The following is a 19,744-nucleotide window of genomic DNA, read 5'->3' as shown; positions in this document are numbered from 1 at the left end:
TCAGTCGAGCAGGCTGAAGCGGTCGGCGTCGAGCTGGGCCGGGAAACGTTCGCGGTGTTCGGCAAGCCGCGACGCCGAAAGCACCGCGGTCGCCACCTGCGGCTGGTCGCCCAGCTCCACCTGCGGCATGCCCAGGAAGTCGTGCACGGCGCTGTCGCCGGCATAGGCGATGCCATTTCCGTCGCTGCCGACGCGGTTCACCGCGGCCACGCAGGCCAGGTTCTCGATCGCCCGAGCCATCAGCAGCGTGCGCCAGGCGTGGCGGCGCGGCGCCGGCCAGTTGGCCACGAACAGCAGCAGGTCGTAGTCGAAGCGCCCCGGCGCCTCGGCATCGAAACGGTTGCGGATGAACACCGGAAAGCGCAGGTCGTAACAGACCAGCGGGCGCACCCGCCAACCCTTGAGTTCCACCGTGACCGGCCGGCGGCCGGCGGCGTATCGCTCGTGTTCGCGGGCCATCCGGAACAGGTGGCGCTTGTCGTAATGCTGCAGGCCGCCGTCGGGCGTGGCCCAGAGCATGCGGTTGTAAACGCCTTCGCCGTCGCGGATCTGCACGCTGCCGGTGACCACCGCGTCGAGCGCCCGAGCCTGCTCGCGCAGCCAGGCGACGGTGGGGCCGTCCATGGTTTCGGCTTGCGTCAGGGCCTCGTTGCTGAAACCCGAGGTGAAGGTTTCCGGCAGCAGCACCAGGTCGGTCTGGCCGGCCAGCGGCGCCATCATGTCGGCGTAGAGGCGGCGGTTGCCGGCCGGGTCGTGCCAGAGCGTATCGCCCTGGACCAGCGAGACGCGCAGGTCCTCCATGCTCAGAGCGCCCTGAGCCGTTCGATCGCGGCGTCGAGCGTGGCCGCTTCCTTCGCGAAACACAGCCGCGCCAGGCGCTGGCCTTCCGGCGGCCGCGCGTAGAACGGCGACAGCGGGATCGCCGCCACGCCCTTTTCGACGGTCAGCCAGCGGCAGAATTCGGCGTCCGGCAGGTCGCTGACCGCCGAATAATCCACCAGCTGGAAATAACCGCCCGGTACCGGCAGCGGCCGCAGCTTCGTGCCCAGCAGCTGTTCGCGGAAGCGGTCGCGCTTGGCTTCGTAGAACCCGCCCAGGCCTTCGTAATGCGACGGCTCCTGTTCGATCATCTCGGCGAAGGCGAACTGCGCCGGGGTGAAGGTGCAGAAGGTGTTGTACTGGTGCACCTTGCGGAACTCGGCGGTCAGCGCCGGCGGCGCCACCGCGTAGCCGACCTTCCAGCCGGTGCAGTGGTAGGTCTTGCCGAAGCTCGAGACGACGAAGGCACGTCCGGCCAGCTCCGGATGGCGCAGCACGCTCTCGTGGCGGGCGCCGTCGAAGACGATGTGTTCGTAGACCTCGTCCGAAAGCAGCACGATGTCGGTGTCGCGCAGCAGGCCGGCCAGCTCGCGCATGTCGCCTTCGGTGAGCATCGCACCCGAGGGATTGTGCGGGCTGTTGATCATCAGCATGCGCGTGCGCGGCGTGATCGCCTCGCGCACCCGCTGCCAGTCCACGGTGAAATCCTGCGGGTCCAGCGGCACGTGCACGGCGACGGCGCCGGCCAGGTCGATCGCCGGCTCGTAGCAGTCGTAGCAGGGGTCGAGCACGATCACTTCCTCGCCGGGACGGACCACCGCCAGCACCGCATCGAAGATCGCCTCGCTGGCGCCACTGGTGACCGTGACTTCGGCGTCGGCATCCACCCGGCGGCCGTAACAGCGTTCGGTCTTGGCGGCGATGGCCTGCCGCAGCGCCGGGACGCCGTGCATCGGCGCGTACTGGTTGCGGCCCTCGGCCATCGCCCGCGCCAGCGCTTCAACCAGCCGCTGCGGCACGGCGAAGTCGGGAAAACCCTGGCCGAGGTTCACCGCCTTGTGCTCCAGCGCCAGCTGGGACATCACGGTGAAGATCGTCGTGCCGACCTTCGGGAGCTTGGTGTCGATACGCATCATGGCTTGCTCCGGCTCACGGGCAGCCCTGCGTATTGCCAAGCGGGACGACCGCGTCGTTGACGTTCCAGGTTCCCGCAACTCCGTTGGCGAACGTCGCATTCACGCTGATGCCGGCCAGGGCATTGCCGGTGAACTGGCGGCCGAGCGTGCCGACCGGCGAACGCACCGGGGTGCTGTGGGCGCCCAGCGGCGCGAAGCCCTGGAGCTGGTCTAGCTGGAGCGTGTTGGCGCCGGCATTGAAGGCGCCGCTGCGCTCGGCCAGCAGGAACCGCGGCAGGCCGAGGTCGTCGTAGATGAAGGCGGCGAAGAACTCGTAGTTCGGGTTCAGCTGCACGCTGTAGCCGCTGCCGGCGCGCACCGGGTCGAACCAGTTGCCGCTGGCGTCCACCGGCGCCCCGCCGATCGACGGGCAACCGACCAGGAAGGCGTCCATGGACTCGACGCCGGTGAAGCCGTCGAGGTTGTAGGCAAAGCTGAACTGGCTGTCGGAGGTGGCGCTCATCACCGCCTCGCCCACCTCGACGAGGTGGTTGGCGGTGCCGTTCCAGGCCGCGCGGTAGATCGGCGTGGTCCAGCTGCCGTTGCTGCCCGGCTGCGGCGCCTGCATGTAGTACCAGGTCGGCGTGCCGTCCTGCAGGAAGGTGTACCAGATCACCACCTGCGCCGCGCCGGCCGGATACATGAAGAGCCCGTGGCCACCGCGGGCCGGCGGATAGTAGGAACCGCCCTTCACTTTCAGGCTGCCGGTGCTGGTGGTGATCACCGCGCTGACGTCCACCGAAGTGGCCGCGGCACCGGTGTTGACCGGCGTGACGTACCAGCGACCCGGCTGCAGGTTGGCCCCGCTGACCGCGAGGGTCTTGTTGCCGCCCGGACCGGTGGCCGAGAGCACGCCGGGGGCGCCGCGCGCGGGCGCCGGCTGGATGACCGGTCCGGTCGGGTTGGGCACGTGCGCGGCATACAGCGACACCGAGCCCGCACCCTGGGTCTGGAAGCTCACCGCCGTGGCGTTGGCCGGCACGTCGAAGACCAGCCGCTCATGCGCCGCACCCGGTTCGAGCCAGACCTTGCGGGCCTGGCCCGGCGCCAGCGCGAACGGGGACGGCGTCGCGCCCGTGCGGGTGATGCGCACCGGGATTTCCACCGCGGTGGCACCCGGCGACGGCTGCAGCTTCAGGAAGCCCAGGCGTTCCTGCGCGGGTCCCATGCTCGGGTCGTCGTAGCCAAGGCGGACGCTGAAGTCCTCGTTGGTGTCCAGGTGCCCGGGACCGGTGGCGAGCAGGGCCTGGCCGTCGCCGTCGGCAGACGAGGCCACGGCGCGGCTGATGCGCACGTTGCTGCCGGGACCGGTCCAGTTCTGCACCATCATCCAGAAGGTCTGCACGCTGCTGCTGCCGGCGACGGTGAAGTCACAGAGCTCGGCCGATTCCGGCGAGCGCGACTCGCAGCGGATTTCGCCCTTGCTGGGCAGGCCGTTGTTGTTCGAATCGCGACCCACGAACAGGTCGATGTCCGGCACGGCCGCCTGGGTGCTGATCCGGATCCGGTGGACGATGCCCTCGCCCGCCGGGATCTGGAAGGTTTCGACGTAGTTCTGCTGCACGTCGTCGAAGGCGTCGTCGTTGGTCGGGTCGACCGGGATGTTGCGGGTCTGCACCACCGGGGCGGTCAGCTGGCTGGCGACGAAGCGGGCGTTCGGCATCGGCACCAGGTCGCCGAAGGAAACGTCGTGGAAACCCCGTTCGTGCGCGGCGTTGATGGTGATCTCGGCCGGAATCCCGGCCTCGTTCGAGGACGGCGAGAAATAAATCGCCACCGGCAGGCGCAGGTCCGGCCGGCCATTGCCGCTGGTGTTGACCAGCCGCACTTCGCCGTAGACCCAGTCGCCGATCAGGTCGGCGTCCTGCACGCTGACGCTGAAATTGACCGCGGTGCCGGTATTGCTGGCCGTGAAGCTGCTGACGCTGGGGGTGATCGTGGCACCGGCCGCCAGGCTGGCCTGCACGCTGTAGGTGGTGCCGGCCGCGCCCGGCATCGCCCGGAAGGTGCGGCTGAGGCTGCAGCCGATGAAGCAGCCGCCGTGCGCCAGCGACGGCAGGTTCAGGTTCTGGGCACCGCCGGTGAACACGCTCGAGCGCGCCGTGGCGAAGCTGCCCGCCGCCACCGGCAGGAACAGGCCGGCCTGGGTCGCCTTGGCGACGTCGACCATGCCCGAGCCCTGGTGGTGCGGATCGGCCAGGTCCAGGATGGTCGCACGGCGCACCGACGGCCGCGCCGTCAGCTGCAGCGCCGACATCAGCTGGTCGGCACCCAGCGACGGATTGACCGACTTGAGCAGCGCCACCGCGCCGGCGACATGCGGGGTCGCCATCGAGGTGCCGCTCTTGAGCGCGGTGTTCATCGTGCCGACGTTCGATGCCGAGACGATCTGCACGCCCGGCGCCGTGAGATCGGGCTTGAGCACCGAAAACGGGATCACGCCGCCGCGGCCGCTGAAGCCGGCCAGGATGTCGGCGCTATTGGGACCATTGCGATCGTGGCTGGCCGCCGCCACGCTGAACACCCACGGGGAATTGCTGGGGCTGTTGAGCGAGCCGAAATCGGGACCGTCGTTGCCGGCCGCCACCGAGGCCACGACGCCGGCATCGCGGGCGTTGAGGAAGGCGTCGGAGTCGTTGTAGGCCCAGGGATCGCGGTTGTCGCCGCCGATGGAATAGTTGATCACGTCCACGCCGTCGGCCACGGCCTGGTCGATCGAGCGCACCAGGGCCGTGCCGTTGCAGCCGTCGCCGTCGTCCGGGCAGGCCTTGTAGGAAATGATGTTGGCGCGCGGCGCCACGCCGGACATGCCGGCGAACTCGGCGCCGGCCGCCGTGGCCGCGACGTGCGTGCCGTGGCCGTCGGTGTCGGCGCCGGGGGCCAGGCCATTGTTGCCGACGGTGAAGTCCCAGAGGCCGATGAGCTTGGCATTGCAGGCGCTCGGCACGGTGGTGCAATAACCCCGATAGCCGCCCAGCGGATTGGCGTGGCCGGCGCCGCTGAAGGCAACGTGGCTGCGGTTGATGCCCGAATCGATCACGCCGACCACGATGCCCTCGCCGCGATGCGGCGAGCCGGTGGCGGCGCCGCTCCAGATCTCGTCGGCGTTGATCCAGCCCGGGCCGTAGTCGGTCTGCAGCCTGCGCTTGAAGTCGGGGCTGACGCTGGCGACGCCGGGCATCGTGCGCAGCAGCGCCGCCTCTTCGGCATCAAGCTCCAGCGCGACGCCATTGGTGGCGTGCACGTAGGTGTAGATCGGCTCCAGCGGGCGGCCCAGCCGCGCGGAGTAGTCGGCCAGGCGCATCTTGCGAAGGTCGCCCAGGTAATCGATGTAGGCACGCGCCTCGGGGCTGCGCGAATCGTAGCGTTCGCCGCCGCGGATCGAATGATGGCTGGCGGCGAGCTTGGGCCGCAGCCGGTCGGCCGGGTCGAAGCCGCGGAAGTTGCCGGCGGGCGCCTCTTCGAACACCACGATCCAGCGGCTGGACTCACCGACCTTGGTTTCGGCCAGCGGCAGCTGGCGGGCGGCGGCGTGCATCGACGCCTGCGGGAGGCCAATGCCCAGGGCAATGGCGAGCATGAGGGGGGAGGCGCGCATGAGCGGAGTCCTGGAACGGAACGACCGCCCGATTCTCCGGCACACGGGCGTGAATATCAAAATGGCGTCTTGACACGCGTCATGGCGTCGCCCGGGCCCAGCCGGTAGCATGCCGCCGCGATGACACTTTCCCCGGCCGCCGACGTCCCGCTGTTGCAAGCCCGCGGGCTGTGTTTCGCGCGCAACGACGAACCTGTGTTCGGCCCCCTGGATTTCGTGCTGGCCGCCGGCGAAGCGCTGCTGGTGCTTGGTGGCAACGGCGCCGGCAAGACCACCCTGCTGCGCGTGCTGGCCGGCCTGCTGGCGGCCGACGCCGGCGAAGTGCGCCTGGCGGGCCGCATCGTCGACCGCGACCACCTCGCCCGCGGCAGCGCCTACCTCGGCCACCTGCCCGGCCACAAGGCCGAACTGGCGACGCTGGAGAACCTCGAGTTCGCCCGCGCGCTGGCTGGCGCACCCGGCGACCTCGACCTCGAACAGGCCCTGGCCGAAGTCGGACTCGCGGGTTACGAAGACAGCCCGGCCCGCCGCCTTTCGGCCGGCCAGAACAAACGCCTGGGCCTCGCCCGGCTGCGCCTGCAGTCGGCGCCGCTGTGGCTGCTGGACGAGCCCTACGCCAACCTCGACCTGGACGGCATCGCGCTGGTGAACCGCCTGATCCAGGCGCACCTGGCCGGCGGCGGGGCCGTGCTGCTGACCACCCACGGCGCCTATGCCGCGCCGCCGGTGCCGGTGCGCACGCTCGAGCTCGGGCCGTCGCGGAGACCGGCATGAGTGCGCCTTCGCTGCTGGCGGTGGCCCGCGCCCAGGCAAGGCGCGACCTGCGCCTGGTCTGGCGCCGGCGCGGCGATGCGGCCCAGCCGGTGCTCTTCGCGGTGATGGTGGTGGCGCTGTTCCCGCTGGCGCTGGGCGCCGACCCGCAGCAGCTGGCGCGCATCGCGCCGGGCGTGCTGTGGGTGGCGGTGCTGCTGGCCGGCCTGCTGGCGCTGGACTCGCTTTACCGCGGCGACCTCGAGGACGGCAGCCTCGAACAGATGCTGCTGGCACCGGTGCCGCTGGCCTGGTTGATCGCGGTGCGCGTGGCCGTGCACTGGGTCACCACCGCCCTGCCCCTGGTGCTGCTGACGCCGGTGCTGGCCGAACTTCTTTACCTGCCCGGGGAACTCCTGCCGGTGCTGCTGGTCTCGCTGTTGCTGGGCACGCCGCTGCTGAGCCTGCTGGGCGCGGTGGTGGCGGCCTTGACGGTCGGGATACGGCGCTCTGGTATGCTTCTGGCCCTGCTGGCGCTGCCTCTTTTCCTGCCTGTACTTGTGTTCGGGGCAGGCAGCGTGATGGCCGCCGCGCAGGGTCTACCCTGGGCCGGCGCCCTGCTGCTGATGGCCGCCGGCCTGGTCCTCGCCGTCGTGCTTGCCCCGCTCGTCGCCGCCGCGGCGATCCGTATCGCCCTGACCTGAAAACGCCGCCGTGAATCCCGTCCTGCTCTGGTTCCACCAACTCGGTTCACCGCCCACCTTCGACCGCTTCGCCGCGCGCTGGACGCCCTGGGGATTCGGGCTGGGCCTGGTCGGCATGGCGATCGGCGTCTACGGCGCGCTGTTCATGGTGCCGGCCGACTACCAGCAGGGCGACAGCTTCCGCATTCTCTACATCCACGTGCCGGCGGCCTGGATGAGCCTGTTCGCCTACGGGCTGATGGCCTTCTACGCCGCGATCGCGCTGATCTGGCGCATCAAGCTGGCCGAGATCCTGGCCATGGCCTGCGCGCCGGTCGGGGCCCTGTTCACCGCCGTCACGCTGGCCACCGGTTCGATCTGGGGCAAGCCGATGTGGGGCACCTGGTGGGACTGGGACCCGCGCCTGACCTCCGAACTGGTGCTGCTTTTCATGTACCTGGGCGTGATCGGCCTGTATTCGGCCATCGAGGACCGACGCGCGGCCGCGCGCGCCGCCAGCTTCCTGGCCATCGTCGGCGTCGCGCTGCTGCCGGTGATCCGCTATTCGGTGGAATGGTGGAACTCGCTGCACCAGGGCGCCACGATCAAGCTCTTCGGCGAGTCGACCATGGACGCGTCGATGGCCTGGCCGCTGTGGGTGATGGTGTTCGCCACCAAGTTCTGGTTCATCGGTTCGCTGCTGCAGCGCGCGCGCGCCGACAACCTCGAGCGCGAGGCCGGCAAGGACTGGGCCCGCGCCAGCGTGGAGCACGGCCAATGAGCTACCTCGAATACGTCGTCGGCGCCTACGCCGTCTTCGCCGCCTACCTGGCCTGGGATTTCGCGGTGCCGCGCTGGCGCATCAGCCGCACCCGCCGGGCCATCGCCACGCGCGCGCGCCGCGAGGCCGCCCGCCAAGGAAACACGCCATGATGCACCCCACCCGCAAGCGCCGCCTCTGGCTGGTGCTGGGCCTGGTCGCCGCCTCGGCGGTGGCCGCCGGCCTGGTCACCCTGGCCCTGCGCGAGAACATCACCTACCTGTACACGCCCAGCCAGGTCTACGCCGGCGAAGCCGCCGACCAGGCCGTGTTCCGGCTGGGCGGCATGGTTGCCAAGGACAGCCTCAGGCGCGAGGACGGCACGCTGAAGGTCAGCTTTGGCGTCACCGACGGCGACGCGGTGATGACCGCGCGCTTCGAGGGCATCCTTCCCGACCTTTTCCGCGAGAACCAGGCGGTCATCGCCACCGGCCGCCGGGTCGGCGACGAGTTCCACGCCACCCAGGTGCTGGCCAAGCACGACGAACAGTACATGCCGCGCGAAGTCGCCGAAGCCATGGGCAAGGCCCACGAAAAACACAAGGTGGACGACAAGAAGGCCGACGACGCCGCGCCGGGAGGCTACTGAGTGCTGCCCGAACTCGGACTGGTCAGCCTGGCGCTGGCGCTGATGCTGTCGCTGGCGCTGTCGGTGCTGCCGCTGCTCGGCGCGCATCGCGGCCACGCGGCCTGGATGGCGACCGCCCGCCCGCTGGCCTACGCGCTGCTGGCGGCGGTGGCCGTGTCCTACGGGCTGCTGACCTGGGCCTTCCTGGTGCACGACTTCTCGGTCGCCTACGTCGCCCAGAACTCGAACTCGCTGCTGCCGCGTGCCTACCAGTACACCGCGGTGTGGAGCGCGCACGAAGGGTCGCTGCTGCTGTGGCTGCTGTTCCTGGTGTTCTGGACGGCGCTGGTCGCGCGGTTCTCGCGCAAGCTGCCGGCCCCGGTGGTCGCGCGCGTGCTGGCGGTGATGGGCATGGTGGCGCTGGGATTCCTGGCCTTCACCCTGTTCACTTCCAATCCCTTCGAACGCCTGCTTCCGGCCGCGGTGGAAGGCCGCGACATGAACCCGCTGCTGCAGGACCCGGGCATGATCTTCCACCCGCCCCTGCTGTACATGGGCTACGTCGGTTTCGCGGTGGCCTTCGCCTTCGCCGTGGCGGCGCTGATCGACGGCAAGGTCGACGCACAGTGGGTGCGCTGGAGCCGGCCCTGGACCAACGTCGCCTGGGCCTTCCTGACCCTGGGCATCGCGCTGGGCAGCTTCTGGGCCTATTACGAACTGGGCTGGGGCGGCTGGTGGTTCTGGGACCCGGTGGAAAACGCCAGCTTCATGCCCTGGCTGGTCGGCGCTGCGCTGCTGCATTCGCAGGCGGTCACGGAAAAACGCGGCAGCTTCGCCGGCTGGACCCTGCTGCTGGCGATCGCCGCGTTTTCGCTGTCGCTGCTGGGGACCTTCCTGGTGCGCTCGGGCGTGCTGACCAGCGTGCATGCGTTCGCGTCGGACCCGGAGCGCGGCATGTTCATCCTGGCCTTCCTGGTCATCGTGATCGGCGGCTCGCTGCTGCTGTATGCGCTGCGCGCGCCGAAGCTGGAAACCGGCAAGCCCTTCGCGGCCGCCTCGCGGGAAACCTTCCTGCTGGCCAACAACCTGCTGCTGACCGCGTCGGCCGCGATGATCCTGCTCGGCACGCTGTACCCGCTGCTGGCCGAAGCCCTGGACCTGGGCAAGATTTCCGTGGGCCCGCCCTACTTCGGCCTGCTGTTCATCCTGCTGATGGCGCCGCTGGTGGCGCTGGTGCCGTTCGGCCCGCTGACCCGCTGGCAGCGCGAGGACCTCTCGCAGCCGGTGCGCTGGCTCGCGCCCTGGGCCGTGCTCGCGGTCATCGTCGGCGTCATCGTTTTCTTCGCCTGGCCGCATGGCACCGCAAAGACCGCCTTCGGCCTGCTGGGCGCGGCCTGGATCCTGGCCGGCACCGCGCGTTTTGCCTGGCAGCGCCTGCGTTCGACCAGCAAGGGCGCGAAATTCACCGCCGAGATGACCGGCATGCTGCTGGCGCACGCCGGCATCGGCATCTTCGTGGCCGGCGTGTTCATCACCGAATCGACCAGCATCGAACGTGACGTCGCCGCGCGGCCGGGCCAGGTGTTCGAACTGCGCGGCTACGACTTCGCTTTCGAAGGCGTCGAAAAACACCAGGGTCCGAACTACCTCGCCGACCGCGGCACCGTGGTCGTCTCGCGCGACGGCAGCGAGATCGCGGTGATGCATCCGGAAAAACGCGCTTACGCCGCCGGTGGCCAGGTGATGACCGAAGCCGCGCTGCACGGCAGCCTGCACCGCGACCTGTACGTTGCGCTGGGCGAACCGCTCGACCAGAGCGGCGGCTGGGCGCTGCGCCTGTACGTCAAGCCCTGGATCCGGCTGATCTGGCTGGGCTCGCTGTTCATGGCCGCCGGTGGTTTCGTGGTGGTGCTCGACCGCCGCTTCCGCCGCCCGGCCACGCCGGGAGCGCCCGCATGATGAAACGACTGCTGCCGCTGATCGCCTTCGCCGCGCTGGCCCTGCTGCTGGGCGTCGGCGTGATGATGAACTCCGGCAAGGACACCAGCGCCATCCCCTCGCCGCTGGTCGGCAAGATGGCGCCCGACTTCGCGCTGCCCGTGCTCGACGAGCCGGAGCGCATCATCACCCGCGACTCCCTGCTCGGCGAACCCTACCTGCTCAATGTCTGGGGCAGCTGGTGCCCGGCCTGCCGCGACGAACACCCGGTGATCACCGAACTCGCCGAATCCGGCCGCATCCGCGTAATTGGCTACGACTACAAGGACGAAGCCGACGACGCCCGCCGCTGGCTGCAGCAATTCGGCAACCCCTATGCGCTGGTGATCGCCGACGTCGAAGGCCGCGCCGCGCTCGACTGGGGCATCTACGGCGCGCCCGAGACCTTCCTCGTCGATGCCCAGGGCTATATCCGCTGGAAGTTCGTCGGCCCGCTGACGCCGGAAGTGGTACAGGGGCAGCTGCTGCCGGTGCTGGAGTCGCTGGAATGAGGACCTGGCTGCTGTCCCTGCTGCTGGTGCTGTCGTCCGGCGTCGCCGCCTTCGAGCCGATCGAGTTCCGTGATGCCGCCGAAGAGGCCCGCTTCCGCGACCTGTCGGCCGAGCTGCGCTGCGTGATGTGCCAGAACCAGTCGCTGGCCGACTCCAACGCCGAGATCGCCCACGACCTGCGCCTGCAGGTGCTGGAACTGATGCGCGAAGGCAAGACCGACGATCAGATCAAGGACTACCTGGTCGCGCGCTACAGCGAGTTCGTGCTCTACAACCCGCCGGTGCGCCCGGCCACCTGGCTGCTCTGGTTCGGCCCGGCGCTGCTGCTGGTCGGCGGCGGGGTCGTGGTGGTGGTGGTGGTGCGGCGCCGGTCCGCAAAGGCGCCGGCGAACACGAGCCCCGACGACGGGCAGGAGTGGTGACGATGACGGTTTTCCTGCTGGCCTCCCTGGCCGTCGTGCTGGTGCTGGCGGCCTTCGCGCTGCGTCCGCTCTGGACCGGCGCGCGCCGCAGCGCGCTGGCGCTGGCACTGGCCCTGGGCGTCGGCACGGCGGGGCTGTACGCGCTGCTGGGTTCGCCCGACGCGCTCGACCCGGCCCAGGTGAAGGCGCCCGAGACCCTGGACGAAGCCATCGTGCAGCTCGAACGCCGCCTCGCCGACGAACCCGGCAGCGTCGAAGGCTGGGTGCTGCTCGGCCGCAGCCGGGCCGCCCAGCAGGACTGGCCGGCGGCGGCGGAAGCCTTCGGCAAGGCCCAGGCCCTGCTGCCGGAAGAACCCGACCTGATGGTCGAACTCGCCGACGCCCGCATGCGCGCCGCCGCCGATGGCCGCTTCCCCGCCGATGCGGTCGCGCTGCTCGAACGCGCGGTGACGCTGCGCCCCGACCACCAGCGCGCGCTGTTCTACCTCGGCGCCCAGCAGCTGCAGGCCGGCCGCCCCGCCGAAGCGGCCGACACCTGGGACCGCCTGCTGCCGCTCGTGGACGCCAGCACCGCCAAGGCCCTGCGCCCGCAGCTGGACATGGCCCGCGAACAGGCCGGCCTGCCGCCGCTGGAACCCGCGCCCGAAGCCGCGCCCGGTCCGAGCCTGGCGGTCACGGTCGAACTCGACCCTGGCCTCGCCGGCCAGCTGCCCGCCGGCGCCACGCTCTACGTTTTCGCGCGCACGCTCGAAGGCGGCCTGCCGGTGGCCGTGAAGCGGCTGCCGGCCGGCGATTTCCCGGTGACCGTCGGCTTGTCGGATGCCGACGGCCTGATGCCGGCCCAGAAGCTCTCTGCGCAGGCGCGCGTGCAGCTGATGGCACGCATCTCGCGCTCCGGCGACGCCGGCGCCAGCCCGGGCGACCTGGAGGCCGACGCCATCGAACTGGACGTGGCCGACGGCGCCAAAGCGAGCCTGGTGATTGCTAAAGTGGTGCGATGAGCGAATCGATCCCGCCGTCCACCCGTTTCATCGAACTGCCCGGCCCCTTTCCCTTCAAGCGCGGTGGCGCGATCGAAGGCGCGAAGCTGGCCTACGAAACCTGGGGCGAACTCTCGCCCGCCCGCGACAACGCGGTGCTGATCCTGCCGGGCCTGTCACCCAACGCCCATGCCGCCTCGCACGAAGGCAACCCGGAGCCGGGCTGGTGGGAAGCCATGCTCGGCCCCGGCAAGCCGATCGACACGAACCGCTGGTACGTCGTCTGCGTCAATCCTCTGGGCAGCTGCAAGGGCAGCACCGGCGCGGCCTCGGTCAACCCGGCCACCGGCCAGCCCTACCGGCTCGACTTCCCCGACCTGTCGATCGAGGACGGTTCGCGCGCGGCGCATCACCTGGTCCAGGCCCTGGGCATCGAACGCCTCGCCTGCGTCATCGGCAACTCGATGGGCGGCATGAGCGCGCTGGCCCTGCTGCTGCAGTTCCCGGGCATCGCACGTTCGCACATCAACGTTTCCGGCAGCGCCCGCGCCCTGCCCTTTTCGATCGCGATCCGCTCGCTGCAGCGCGAGGCGATCCGGCTCGACCCGAACTGGAACCAGGGCCACTACGACGACCATGCCTACCCGGAAAACGGCATGCGCATCGCGCGCAAGCTGGGCGTGGTGACCTACCGGTCGGCGATGGAATGGGACGGACGCTTCGGCCGCGTGCGCCTGGACAGCGAATGCCGCGAGGACGATCCCTTCGGCCTGGAGTTCGAAGTAGAACGTTACCTCGAGGGCCATGCGCGCCGCTTCGTACGCACCTTCGACCCGAACTGCTACCTGTACCTGAGCCGCTCGATGGACTGGTTCGACGCGGCCGAATACGGCGGCGGCGACGTGATGAAGGCGCTGGCCGGCATCCGCCTCGAACGCGCACTCGCGATCGGCGTGCACACCGACATCCTGTTCCCGCTGCAGCAGCAGGAGCAGGTCGCCGACGGCCTTCGCGCCGGCGGCGCCGACTCGCAGTTCCTCGCGCTCGAATCCCCGCAGGGACACGACGCCTTTCTCGTAGACATCGACCGCTTCGGGCCCGCCATCGGCGGCTTCCTCTCCACCCTCTGAAAAAGAACGGGGTCAGGTTCACTTCTTCGCAAGAAGTGAACCTGACCCCGTTCTTTGGTACCGGTGATAGGACTCGAACCTACACGCCATCGCTGGCAAGGGATTTTGAGTCCCCCGCGTCTACCATTCCGCCACACCGGCACGTGGGCGGCGCGATTATAGCCCAGCGGCGCCTGGCCTACGCGGCCTCGTCCAGGCTGAGCTGGCGCGGCGCCTTGCGGTACCAGCCGTCCTGCTCGGGCTGGAACATCGAACAGCAGGTCAGCGCCTGCTTGTAGATGTGCAGCGAAATCGCCACGTCGGAGGCACTGGGATTGCGGATCGCGTGGTATTCGTGCGGCGGGATCAGGCTGCCGGCCGAGCCGACGCCGGCGATCTGGGTGCCGACCGGTTCGAAGCGCACGCGGTCGCCGTCCTCTTCGCGCAGCTCGAACTGGGTGATCTCGAGCTGGCCCTGCCAGACGCCTTCCACGCACCAGACGCCGGAGTGGTCGTGCACCGGCGTGCCCTGGCCCGGGCCCCAGGTCATCGCGACGACGCTGTAGCCGGACTTCTCGCAGCGATAGAGTTCGCGGCGCGCGTAGTGGTCGGTCACCGGCTCGAACACGCAGGCCGGCAGCGTGACGGCGCGGGTGCGGATCAGTTCGGCCAGGCCGTTGCGGATGCAGTCGGTGGTCTCGCGCTGGCAGTCGCTGGACACCGCGCGGTCGATCATCGCGAATAGCTGTTCGCAGCCTGGGAATTCGAGGGCCTGCATGGGCGGCACCTGGGTGATGTGGACGTGAAGCGAGTTTAGCAGCGCCCACTGCCGCGGGGTTTGCGGCCGCTCAAACCTGCCCGGGCCGGGGCCAGGGCCACCAGCCGCGGCCGGTCAGCGCGTAGCGGTCGGCCGCCTGCTCGAAGCGGTTGCGGTGGCTGATGCCGCCGCAGGCCAGGTAGATCGGCAGGAACAGCGGCCCCAGCACCATCGCCTGGTAGACGTGGGCGCGTTCATGGTCCCCGAGGCGAACCCGCGGCCCGGCCTGGCCGCTCGCCGCGGCGGCGTAGGTGCGCACCGCCGTATCCAGGCTGGCGCCCGTATGCAGCACCACGTTGCCCAGGGCCAGCGCCCCGCCGGGGCCCCACGGAAACCGGTCGAACACCAGCGCCGCGTCGGCGATCCGCATCCGCGCGCCGAAGGGCAGCGCCAGCAGGCCGGCGACCACGGCCGCCAGGCTCAGCGGACTGGCCCAGGCCACGCCCAAGGCCCAGGCCAGCCAGCGGGCCATCGTTTTCAGTACCTGGTGCATGGGGCTTCCGGACTCACCTGCCGATCTTGTCACCTTGTCGCCCCGCCGGGCGTCTGCCAGCCTAACGGACCCCGCCCCGACACGTTGACCGATGACGCCAGAACATACCCGCCAGGACCCGGCGAAACAGTTCCCCGGCCGCACCACGCCCACCTGGGAAATCGAGCTGCTGCTTTCCGGTGCCACCGTATTCGCCCTGGTGCAGCTGGCCGGCGCGCTTCCCGACTGGGGCGGCTACCTGCTGCCGCGGCTCACCGACTTCTGGCAGCAGATCGTGCGCCTGGTGCTGATCTACCTGCAGTGCGGCGTGATCCTGCTGTGCGTGGCCTTCGTGCTGCACCTGCTGCTGCGCGCCTACTGGGTGGCGCTGGTGGGCATGGATTCGGTGTACCCGGGCGGACTGCAATCCGATCGCATGCGCGGCGGACCGGTCGGACGCGACTGGGTGGCCCGGCGCTGGACGGCGATGCCCGACCAGATCGAGCAGGCCGACAACCTCTCCTCGGTCGTGTTCGGACTGGGCATCGGCCTGGCCCGGATGATGGTGAACATCACGGTGATGGGCAGCCTGCTGCTGGTGCTTACGCTGGGGCTGTCGGCCCTGACCGGCCAGGCGGACAAGGCGGGCGCGTGGGTGATCGGCGGATTCTCGCTGGCGCTGCTGCCCTACTTGCTGGCGACGATGATCGACCGGCAGTTCGGGCACCGGCTGGCGCCCGGCGGCCTTGCGTACCGGATGATCCAGTCCGTGCACGCGGCCTTGTCGAAGCTGGGCCTGGGCCGGGAATCCTCGCCGCTGGTGACGATCTACACCACCAACGTCGGCGAGGACCGCGGCAACTGGATCGTGGGCGGCGTGATCACCCTGGCCTGCATCGCCAGCTTCCTCAGCCTCGACATGCTCGACGACGACCTGGGCATCGGCACCTACGGCGCCTTTCCGGCGCTGTCGGCGGACGCAGCGTCCGCGGTCGGCCATTCGCACTACGCCAGCCTGCACGAGCCCGACGAATCGCCCGGAAGCCCCTTCCTGCCCGACCTGCAGGCCAGCGGCAACTACCTGCCGCTCGTGGTGCCCTTCATCCCGACCCGCCACGGGCATCTGCTGGAAAGCTGTGATGGCGGCCAGGCGAAGCGCGATGACGACCGCGCGGCCCGGGCGCTCCGGCGCCAGCGCCTGCTGGGCTGCCTGGCCGGCGGACTGAAGATCACGCTCGATGGCGAGCCGCTGGCCGTGTCGCCTGAACTGTATTCGGATGCGGGCCGCGACCTGCGCGGCTTGATGTACATGATCCCGCTGGCCGGCCAGTCCCGCGGCCGGCACGAACTGGTCGTCGTGCTGGCGCCGGAAGAGGAGCCCCGGGACGGCGAATCACCGCCGACCTGGCGCATCCCCTACTGGTACTGATCAGGCCTCGCGCGCCGGATCGGCCAGCGACAGGCTGCCCAGCAGCACGCCGGCCTGGGTGCGGTTGCGCACGCCGAGTTTTTCGAAGATGGCGCTCATGTGCGCCTTCACCGTGCGTTCCTGGATGCCCAGTTCATCGGCGATCTGCTTGTTGAGCCGGCCTTCGGCCACGCGCGTGAGCACCTTGAACTGCTGCGGGCTGAGCGTGGCGAGTTTTGCCGCGGTTTCCCGGTCGCCCGGCTCCGCCGGTGCATTGGCCACGGCATCGCGCAGCGACGGCGGCAGCCATTGTTCGCAGTCGAGCACGGCGCGCAGGCCGGCCTGAAGTTCGGCCAGGTCGGCGCGTTTGGTCAGGTAGCCGGCGGCGCCGTAGGCCAGGGCGCGACGGATGGTGGCGGGATCTTCGTGCGCCGAGATCATCGCCACCGCCACGCCCGGGTGTTCGGCGCGCAGCGAGGCCAGGCCGACCAGGCCGTGGCTGCCGGGCATGTGCAGGTCCAGCAGCACCAGGTCGATGTCCGGAAACGCGGCCAGCGCCGCCTGTACGCCGGGCAGGTCCTCGGCTTCGTGGATCCGGGCGTCCGGCAGTACGCCGCGCACCGCCTGCGTCAGCGCAAGGCGATAGAGCGGGTGGTCGTCGGCGATCAGCAGGCGGGTCATCGCCCGATTCTATCGCCGGAGATCTTGTAGGAGCGCCTTCAGGCGCGAATCTTTTCTTTGCCAAAGGCAAAGCCAAAAGATTCGCGCCTGAAGGCGCTCCTACAGCAGGTGGTCATTGCGAGGTCCAGCCACCATCGACCGGAATCGCGCTGCCGGTGATGTTGTGCGCTTCGCGGCGGCACAGGAACAGCACCGTCGCGGCGATGTCCGAAGGCAGCGACATCCGGCCGCTGGGCTGCTTCTCGGCCAGCAGCGCGCGCACGCCGGCCTCGCGGTCGCCGCCGTGCTGGTCGGCGCGGGCGGCGATCTGCGGCTCGATCAGCGGCGTTTCCACCCAGCCGGGGCAGACGCAGTTGACGGTGACGCCGCCGCTGTCGCGGCTGCCGGCGCCGGCGACTTCCAGCGCCGCAACCTTGCTCAGGCCGACCAGGCCGAACTTGCTGGCGACATAGGGCGACTTGTTCACCGAGGCCACCAGGCCATGCACCGAGGCGATGTTGACCACGCGGCCGAAGCCGCGCCCCACCATTCCGGGCAGCGCCAGCCGCATCGTATGGAACGCGGCGCTGAGATTGATCGCGATCAGCTTGTCCCAGGTGGCCGCGGGCATCTCGCCGATCGGCGCGGTGTGCTGCACGCCGGCGCAGTTGACCAAGATGTCGGCCGGGCCCCAGCCGGCGAGCGCCTGCATCATTGTTTCGACGGCTGCCGGATCGGCGAGGTTCGCATCGAGGAAGCTGGCCTGCGGCGCACCGGCCTGGCACACCGACGCGACCGCGGCTTCGATCTGTTCATGGCTGCCCAGTCCGTTGAGCGCCACGCGTGCACCGGCGCCGCCCAGCGCCTGCGCGATCGCCAGCCCGATGCCGGACGTGGAGCCGGTGACCAGGGCCGTGCGGCCCTCGAGGAAACGTTCGTCCATCGGGATTCCCTGCTGATTCTGACTGCAGGCACCCTAGCAGCGCGTCCGCGGCGGCGCGTCGTACCAAGGTACGATGCCGCCCCGTGCCCCCCTTGTTAAGGTCTGGCCATGAAAACCCATCGCCTGCTGCGCCCTCTTCCGCTGGCCGGCCTCGCGCTGGCCCTCGCCGCCTGCACGACGACCGGCGGCGCGCCCCGTGAACTGAACCTCGATGCCGGCCTCGACCTGCGCACCTACCGCGACGGCGACGACCTGCTGACGGCTGGCCTGGGCGCGGACGGCCTGCGCAGCGCGACGCCACCGGCTTTCGCCGATCCTTCCGCGCCGACGCCGGCGGAACTTCGCCGGCGCGCGGTCTGGGCCAACTGGCGCGGCATCGCCGACCTTGCGCCCGGCGGCGGTTACGGCGAGTTCTACGGTTCGCTGGCGCCGGTGACCGGGCGCGAATACCACGCGCTGGTGCGCCTGCCCGGCCGCAAGCAGCCGCACCGGGTGATGCTGCAGCTTCCTGACGACTTCGATGCCGATGCGCGCTGCATCGTCGTCACGGCCTCGTCCGGCTCGCGCGGCATCTACGGCGCCATCGCGCTCGCCGGTGCCTGGGGCCTGCCGCGCGGCTGCGCGGTGGCCTACACCGACAAAGGCGCCGGGACGGGCTACGTGGACACGAACGACGGCCGCGGCTTCGCACTCGACGGCCAGCTCGCGGACGCGGGTGAGCCGGTGGAGTTCAGGGTTCCGGCACGCAGCGGCGAGGTCGTCGCGCCGATCGCGGTCAAGCACGCCCATTCGGGCGACAACCCCGAGGCCGACTGGGGCCGCCACGTGGCCCAAGCCGCGCGCTTCTCCCTGCAGGTGCTGTCGCTGGCGCATCCGGATGACGGTCCGTGGACGTTCTCGAACACGCGCATGATCGCCGTCGGCGTTTCCAACGGCGGTGGCGCGGTGCTGCGCGCCGCCGAGCTGCCCGACACCGGCATCGACGCGGTGGTGGCGATCTCGCCCAACGTGCTGCCCGGCAACGGCGGCCGCGCGCTTTACGACTATTCGACCGACGCCGCGCTCTGGATGCCCTGCGCGCTCAACGCCGCGGCCTTCGACGGCGTGGCGCTGGCCCGTGCGGGCGGCGAAAAACCGGCCGCCGGCGTGGCGCGCTGTGCGTCGCTCAACGAGCTTGGCCTGGTCGACGCCGGCGACCCGCAGGGCCAGGCCGAACAGGCGCGCCGGCACCTGCTCGACGGCGGCTGGACCGACGGCGGCATCGCGGCCGGCGTGATCAGCAGCAACTTCGACCTGTGGCGCGCGGTGAACGCGACCTATGCCTCGGCTTATGCGCGCACCGGCCCGGCGGACATGCCCTGCGGATTTTCCTTCGCCGCCCTGGGTCCCGACGGCCAGCCGCGCGCCCCGACGCCGGCCGAACGTGCGGCCTGGTGGTCCGACGCCAGCGGCATCCCGCCGGGCGCGGGCGTCAACCTGGTTGGCGGGCCGGCCGCCGGCGCCGATCCCGCGCTGGACGGCAACCAGTGCCTGCGCGAACTGTGGAACGACGCCGGCGGCGCCGTGCGCGCGGGCATCGAACAGACCCGTGCCGCGGCGCCGCGCGAACAGCTTCCGGTCATCGTGCTGCACGGCGCCGACGACGGCCTGGTGCCGGAACCTTTCAGCGGCGGCGCCTACGCGCGCTGGGCGAAGGCGCAGGGCGCCGACCTGCGCTACTGGCGCATCCAGAACGCGCAGCACTTCGACGCATTCCTCGGCCTGCCGGTACTGGGCAGCCGCTACGTGCCGATGATGCCCTACGGCTACCGCGCGCTGGATGCGGCCTGGCTGCACCTGGCAGCCGGCAAGCCGCTGCCGGGTGATGCCGATATCCAGACGACACCGCGCACCTTCAGCGACGGGAAGCTGGCGCCGCTGGCGCCGGAGAACCTCGGCGAAATCCCCTGAACTGCCTCTGTAGGAGCGCCTTCAGGCGCGAATCCCTTCTTTGCCAAAGGCAAAGTCAAAAGATTCGCGCCTGAAGGCGCT

The 19,744-nt window shown here is 70.2% G+C and carries 19 protein-coding genes and 1 tRNA gene; 12 read left to right on the top strand and 8 right to left on the bottom strand.

Features of this window, described 5'->3' with window-relative positions:
* From ACE3TE_RS08370 to ACE3TE_RS08360, 3 genes are read right to left on the bottom strand one after another with little or no spacing between them, the layout of a single operon-like run.
* Positions 1-801 carry an amidohydrolase gene (locus tag ACE3TE_RS08370; RefSeq protein WP_374603987.1) on the bottom strand — a complete coding sequence of 267 codons (801 nt, stop codon included), beginning with the start codon at positions 799-801 and terminating at the stop codon, positions 1-3.
* 2 nt (positions 802-803) lie between these two features.
* Complete coding sequence (locus ACE3TE_RS08365) at positions 804-1,952, bottom strand: pyridoxal phosphate-dependent aminotransferase (protein ID WP_374604063.1); 1,149 nt, start codon at positions 1,950-1,952, stop codon at positions 804-806.
* Positions 1,953-1,968: 16 nt separating this feature from the next.
* A complete protein-coding gene (locus tag ACE3TE_RS08360) occupies positions 1,969-5,592 on the bottom strand; it encodes a S8 family serine peptidase (protein ID WP_374603986.1) in 3,624 nt (1,207 codons plus the stop codon).
* 120 nt (positions 5,593-5,712) lie between these two features.
* Here ACE3TE_RS08360 and ccmA point away from each other — a divergent pair, with 120 nt between their 5' ends.
* The 10 genes from ccmA to ACE3TE_RS08310 are packed head-to-tail and all read left to right on the top strand — an operon-like array spanning position 5,713 to position 13,434.
* Entirely contained in the window at positions 5,713-6,366 is a 654-nt protein-coding gene (gene ccmA / locus ACE3TE_RS08355; protein ID WP_374603984.1) for a heme ABC exporter ATP-binding protein CcmA, read from the top strand.
* Entirely contained in the window at positions 6,363-7,046 is a 684-nt protein-coding gene (ccmB, locus tag ACE3TE_RS08350) for a heme exporter protein CcmB (protein WP_374603982.1), read from the top strand. The genes ccmA and ccmB overlap by 4 nt, the downstream gene beginning before the upstream one ends.
* Before the next feature lie 10 nt (positions 7,047-7,056).
* A complete protein-coding gene (gene ccmC, locus ACE3TE_RS08345) occupies positions 7,057-7,806 on the top strand; it encodes a heme ABC transporter permease CcmC (protein ID WP_374603981.1) in 750 nt (249 codons plus the stop codon).
* Positions 7,803-7,958: a heme exporter protein CcmD gene (gene ccmD / locus ACE3TE_RS08340; RefSeq protein WP_374603979.1), complete on the top strand. Its 156-nt coding sequence runs from the start codon at positions 7,803-7,805 to the stop codon at positions 7,956-7,958. The genes ccmC and ccmD overlap by 4 nt, the downstream gene beginning before the upstream one ends.
* A complete protein-coding gene (gene ccmE / locus ACE3TE_RS08335) occupies positions 7,958-8,434 on the top strand; it encodes a cytochrome c maturation protein CcmE (RefSeq protein WP_374604061.1) in 477 nt (158 codons plus the stop codon). The genes ccmD and ccmE overlap by 1 nt, the downstream gene beginning before the upstream one ends.
* Entirely contained in the window at positions 8,435-10,372 is a 1,938-nt protein-coding gene (locus ACE3TE_RS08330; RefSeq protein WP_374603977.1) for a heme lyase CcmF/NrfE family subunit, read from the top strand. It abuts the gene before it with no gap.
* Positions 10,372-10,902, top strand: coding sequence for a DsbE family thiol:disulfide interchange protein (locus ACE3TE_RS08325; RefSeq protein ID WP_374604059.1), 531 nt, complete (start codon positions 10,372-10,374; stop codon positions 10,900-10,902). Before ACE3TE_RS08330 ends, ACE3TE_RS08325 begins: the two co-directional genes overlap by 1 nt.
* Positions 10,899-11,324, top strand: coding sequence for a cytochrome c-type biogenesis protein (locus tag ACE3TE_RS08320; protein ID WP_374603975.1), 426 nt, complete (start codon positions 10,899-10,901; stop codon positions 11,322-11,324). Before ACE3TE_RS08325 ends, ACE3TE_RS08320 begins: the two co-directional genes overlap by 4 nt.
* A 2-nt stretch (positions 11,325-11,326) precedes the next feature.
* Complete coding sequence (locus ACE3TE_RS08315) at positions 11,327-12,325, top strand: tetratricopeptide repeat protein (RefSeq protein ID WP_374603973.1); 999 nt, start codon at positions 11,327-11,329, stop codon at positions 12,323-12,325.
* A complete protein-coding gene (locus ACE3TE_RS08310) occupies positions 12,322-13,434 on the top strand; it encodes a homoserine O-acetyltransferase (protein WP_374603971.1) in 1,113 nt (370 codons plus the stop codon). The genes ACE3TE_RS08315 and ACE3TE_RS08310 overlap by 4 nt, the downstream gene beginning before the upstream one ends.
* 55 nt (positions 13,435-13,489) lie before the next feature.
* On the opposite strand, the gene ACE3TE_RS08305 is transcribed toward ACE3TE_RS08310, so the two are convergent.
* From ACE3TE_RS08305 to ACE3TE_RS08295, 3 genes are all read right to left on the bottom strand, one after another.
* A tRNA-Leu gene (locus tag ACE3TE_RS08305) sits at positions 13,490-13,575 on the bottom strand.
* 37 nt (positions 13,576-13,612) lie between these two features.
* A complete protein-coding gene (locus tag ACE3TE_RS08300) occupies positions 13,613-14,191 on the bottom strand; it encodes a cysteine dioxygenase (RefSeq protein ID WP_374603969.1) in 579 nt (192 codons plus the stop codon).
* 70 nt (positions 14,192-14,261) lie between these two features.
* A complete protein-coding gene (locus ACE3TE_RS08295) occupies positions 14,262-14,723 on the bottom strand; it encodes a hypothetical protein (RefSeq protein WP_374603967.1) in 462 nt (153 codons plus the stop codon).
* A 91-nt stretch (positions 14,724-14,814) separates the two neighbouring features.
* On the opposite strand from ACE3TE_RS08295, the gene ACE3TE_RS08290 reads away from it, so the two are divergent.
* On the top strand, positions 14,815-16,131 hold the full coding sequence (locus ACE3TE_RS08290; RefSeq protein WP_374603965.1) for a hypothetical protein: 1,317 nt from the start codon (positions 14,815-14,817) through the stop codon (positions 16,129-16,131).
* Here the strand turns inward: ACE3TE_RS08290 and ACE3TE_RS08285 are convergent, their stop codons facing one another.
* Both ACE3TE_RS08285 and ACE3TE_RS08280 read right to left on the bottom strand, forming a co-directional pair.
* The gene (locus tag ACE3TE_RS08285; protein ID WP_374603963.1) at positions 16,132-16,791 is read right to left on the bottom strand and encodes a response regulator; all 660 of its coding nucleotides are present in this window, start codon (positions 16,789-16,791) and stop codon (positions 16,132-16,134) included.
* A 112-nt stretch (positions 16,792-16,903) separates the two neighbouring features.
* Entirely contained in the window at positions 16,904-17,713 is an 810-nt protein-coding gene (locus ACE3TE_RS08280) for a 3-hydroxybutyrate dehydrogenase (protein ID WP_374603961.1), read from the bottom strand.
* A gap of 108 nt (positions 17,714-17,821) precedes the next feature.
* On the opposite strand from ACE3TE_RS08280, the gene ACE3TE_RS08275 reads away from it, so the two are divergent.
* Entirely contained in the window at positions 17,822-19,663 is a 1,842-nt protein-coding gene (locus tag ACE3TE_RS08275; RefSeq protein ID WP_374603959.1) for a 3-hydroxybutyrate oligomer hydrolase family protein, read from the top strand.
* The last annotated feature ends 81 nt before the right edge of the window (positions 19,664-19,744 follow it).

The organism is Arenimonas sp. (genome assembly GCF_041919775.1).
GTDB lineage: Bacteria > Pseudomonadota > Gammaproteobacteria > Xanthomonadales > Xanthomonadaceae > Arenimonas.
Note: the sequence above shows the minus strand (reverse complement) of the source record. Positions and strands in the feature narration are given on the sequence as shown.

Coding starts and splice junctions, on each gene's coding strand:
- ACE3TE_RS08370 (WP_374603987.1), bottom strand. CDS start 801: ATGGAGGACCTGCGCGTCTCGCTGGTCCAGGGCGATACGCTCTGGCAC.
- ACE3TE_RS08365 (WP_374604063.1), bottom strand. CDS start 1,952: ATGCGTATCGACACCAAGCTCCCGAAGGTCGGCACGACGATCTTCACC.
- ACE3TE_RS08360 (WP_374603986.1), bottom strand. CDS start 5,592: ATGCGCGCCTCCCCCCTCATGCTCGCCATTGCCCTGGGCATTGGCCTC.
- ccmA (WP_374603984.1), top strand. CDS start 5,713: ATGACACTTTCCCCGGCCGCCGACGTCCCGCTGTTGCAAGCCCGCGGG.
- ccmB (WP_374603982.1), top strand. CDS start 6,363: ATGAGTGCGCCTTCGCTGCTGGCGGTGGCCCGCGCCCAGGCAAGGCGC.
- ccmD (WP_374603979.1), top strand. CDS start 7,803: ATGAGCTACCTCGAATACGTCGTCGGCGCCTACGCCGTCTTCGCCGCC.
- ccmE (WP_374604061.1), top strand. CDS start 7,958: ATGCACCCCACCCGCAAGCGCCGCCTCTGGCTGGTGCTGGGCCTGGTC.
- ACE3TE_RS08325 (WP_374604059.1), top strand. CDS start 10,372: ATGAAACGACTGCTGCCGCTGATCGCCTTCGCCGCGCTGGCCCTGCTG.
- ACE3TE_RS08320 (WP_374603975.1), top strand. CDS start 10,899: ATGAGGACCTGGCTGCTGTCCCTGCTGCTGGTGCTGTCGTCCGGCGTC.
- ACE3TE_RS08315 (WP_374603973.1), top strand. CDS start 11,327: ATGACGGTTTTCCTGCTGGCCTCCCTGGCCGTCGTGCTGGTGCTGGCG.
- ACE3TE_RS08310 (WP_374603971.1), top strand. CDS start 12,322: ATGAGCGAATCGATCCCGCCGTCCACCCGTTTCATCGAACTGCCCGGC.
- ACE3TE_RS08300 (WP_374603969.1), bottom strand. CDS start 14,191: ATGCAGGCCCTCGAATTCCCAGGCTGCGAACAGCTATTCGCGATGATC.
- ACE3TE_RS08295 (WP_374603967.1), bottom strand. CDS start 14,723: ATGCACCAGGTACTGAAAACGATGGCCCGCTGGCTGGCCTGGGCCTTG.
- ACE3TE_RS08290 (WP_374603965.1), top strand. CDS start 14,815: ATGACGCCAGAACATACCCGCCAGGACCCGGCGAAACAGTTCCCCGGC.
- ACE3TE_RS08285 (WP_374603963.1), bottom strand. CDS start 16,791: ATGACCCGCCTGCTGATCGCCGACGACCACCCGCTCTATCGCCTTGCG.
- ACE3TE_RS08280 (WP_374603961.1), bottom strand. CDS start 17,713: ATGGACGAACGTTTCCTCGAGGGCCGCACGGCCCTGGTCACCGGCTCC.
- ACE3TE_RS08275 (WP_374603959.1), top strand. CDS start 17,822: ATGAAAACCCATCGCCTGCTGCGCCCTCTTCCGCTGGCCGGCCTCGCG.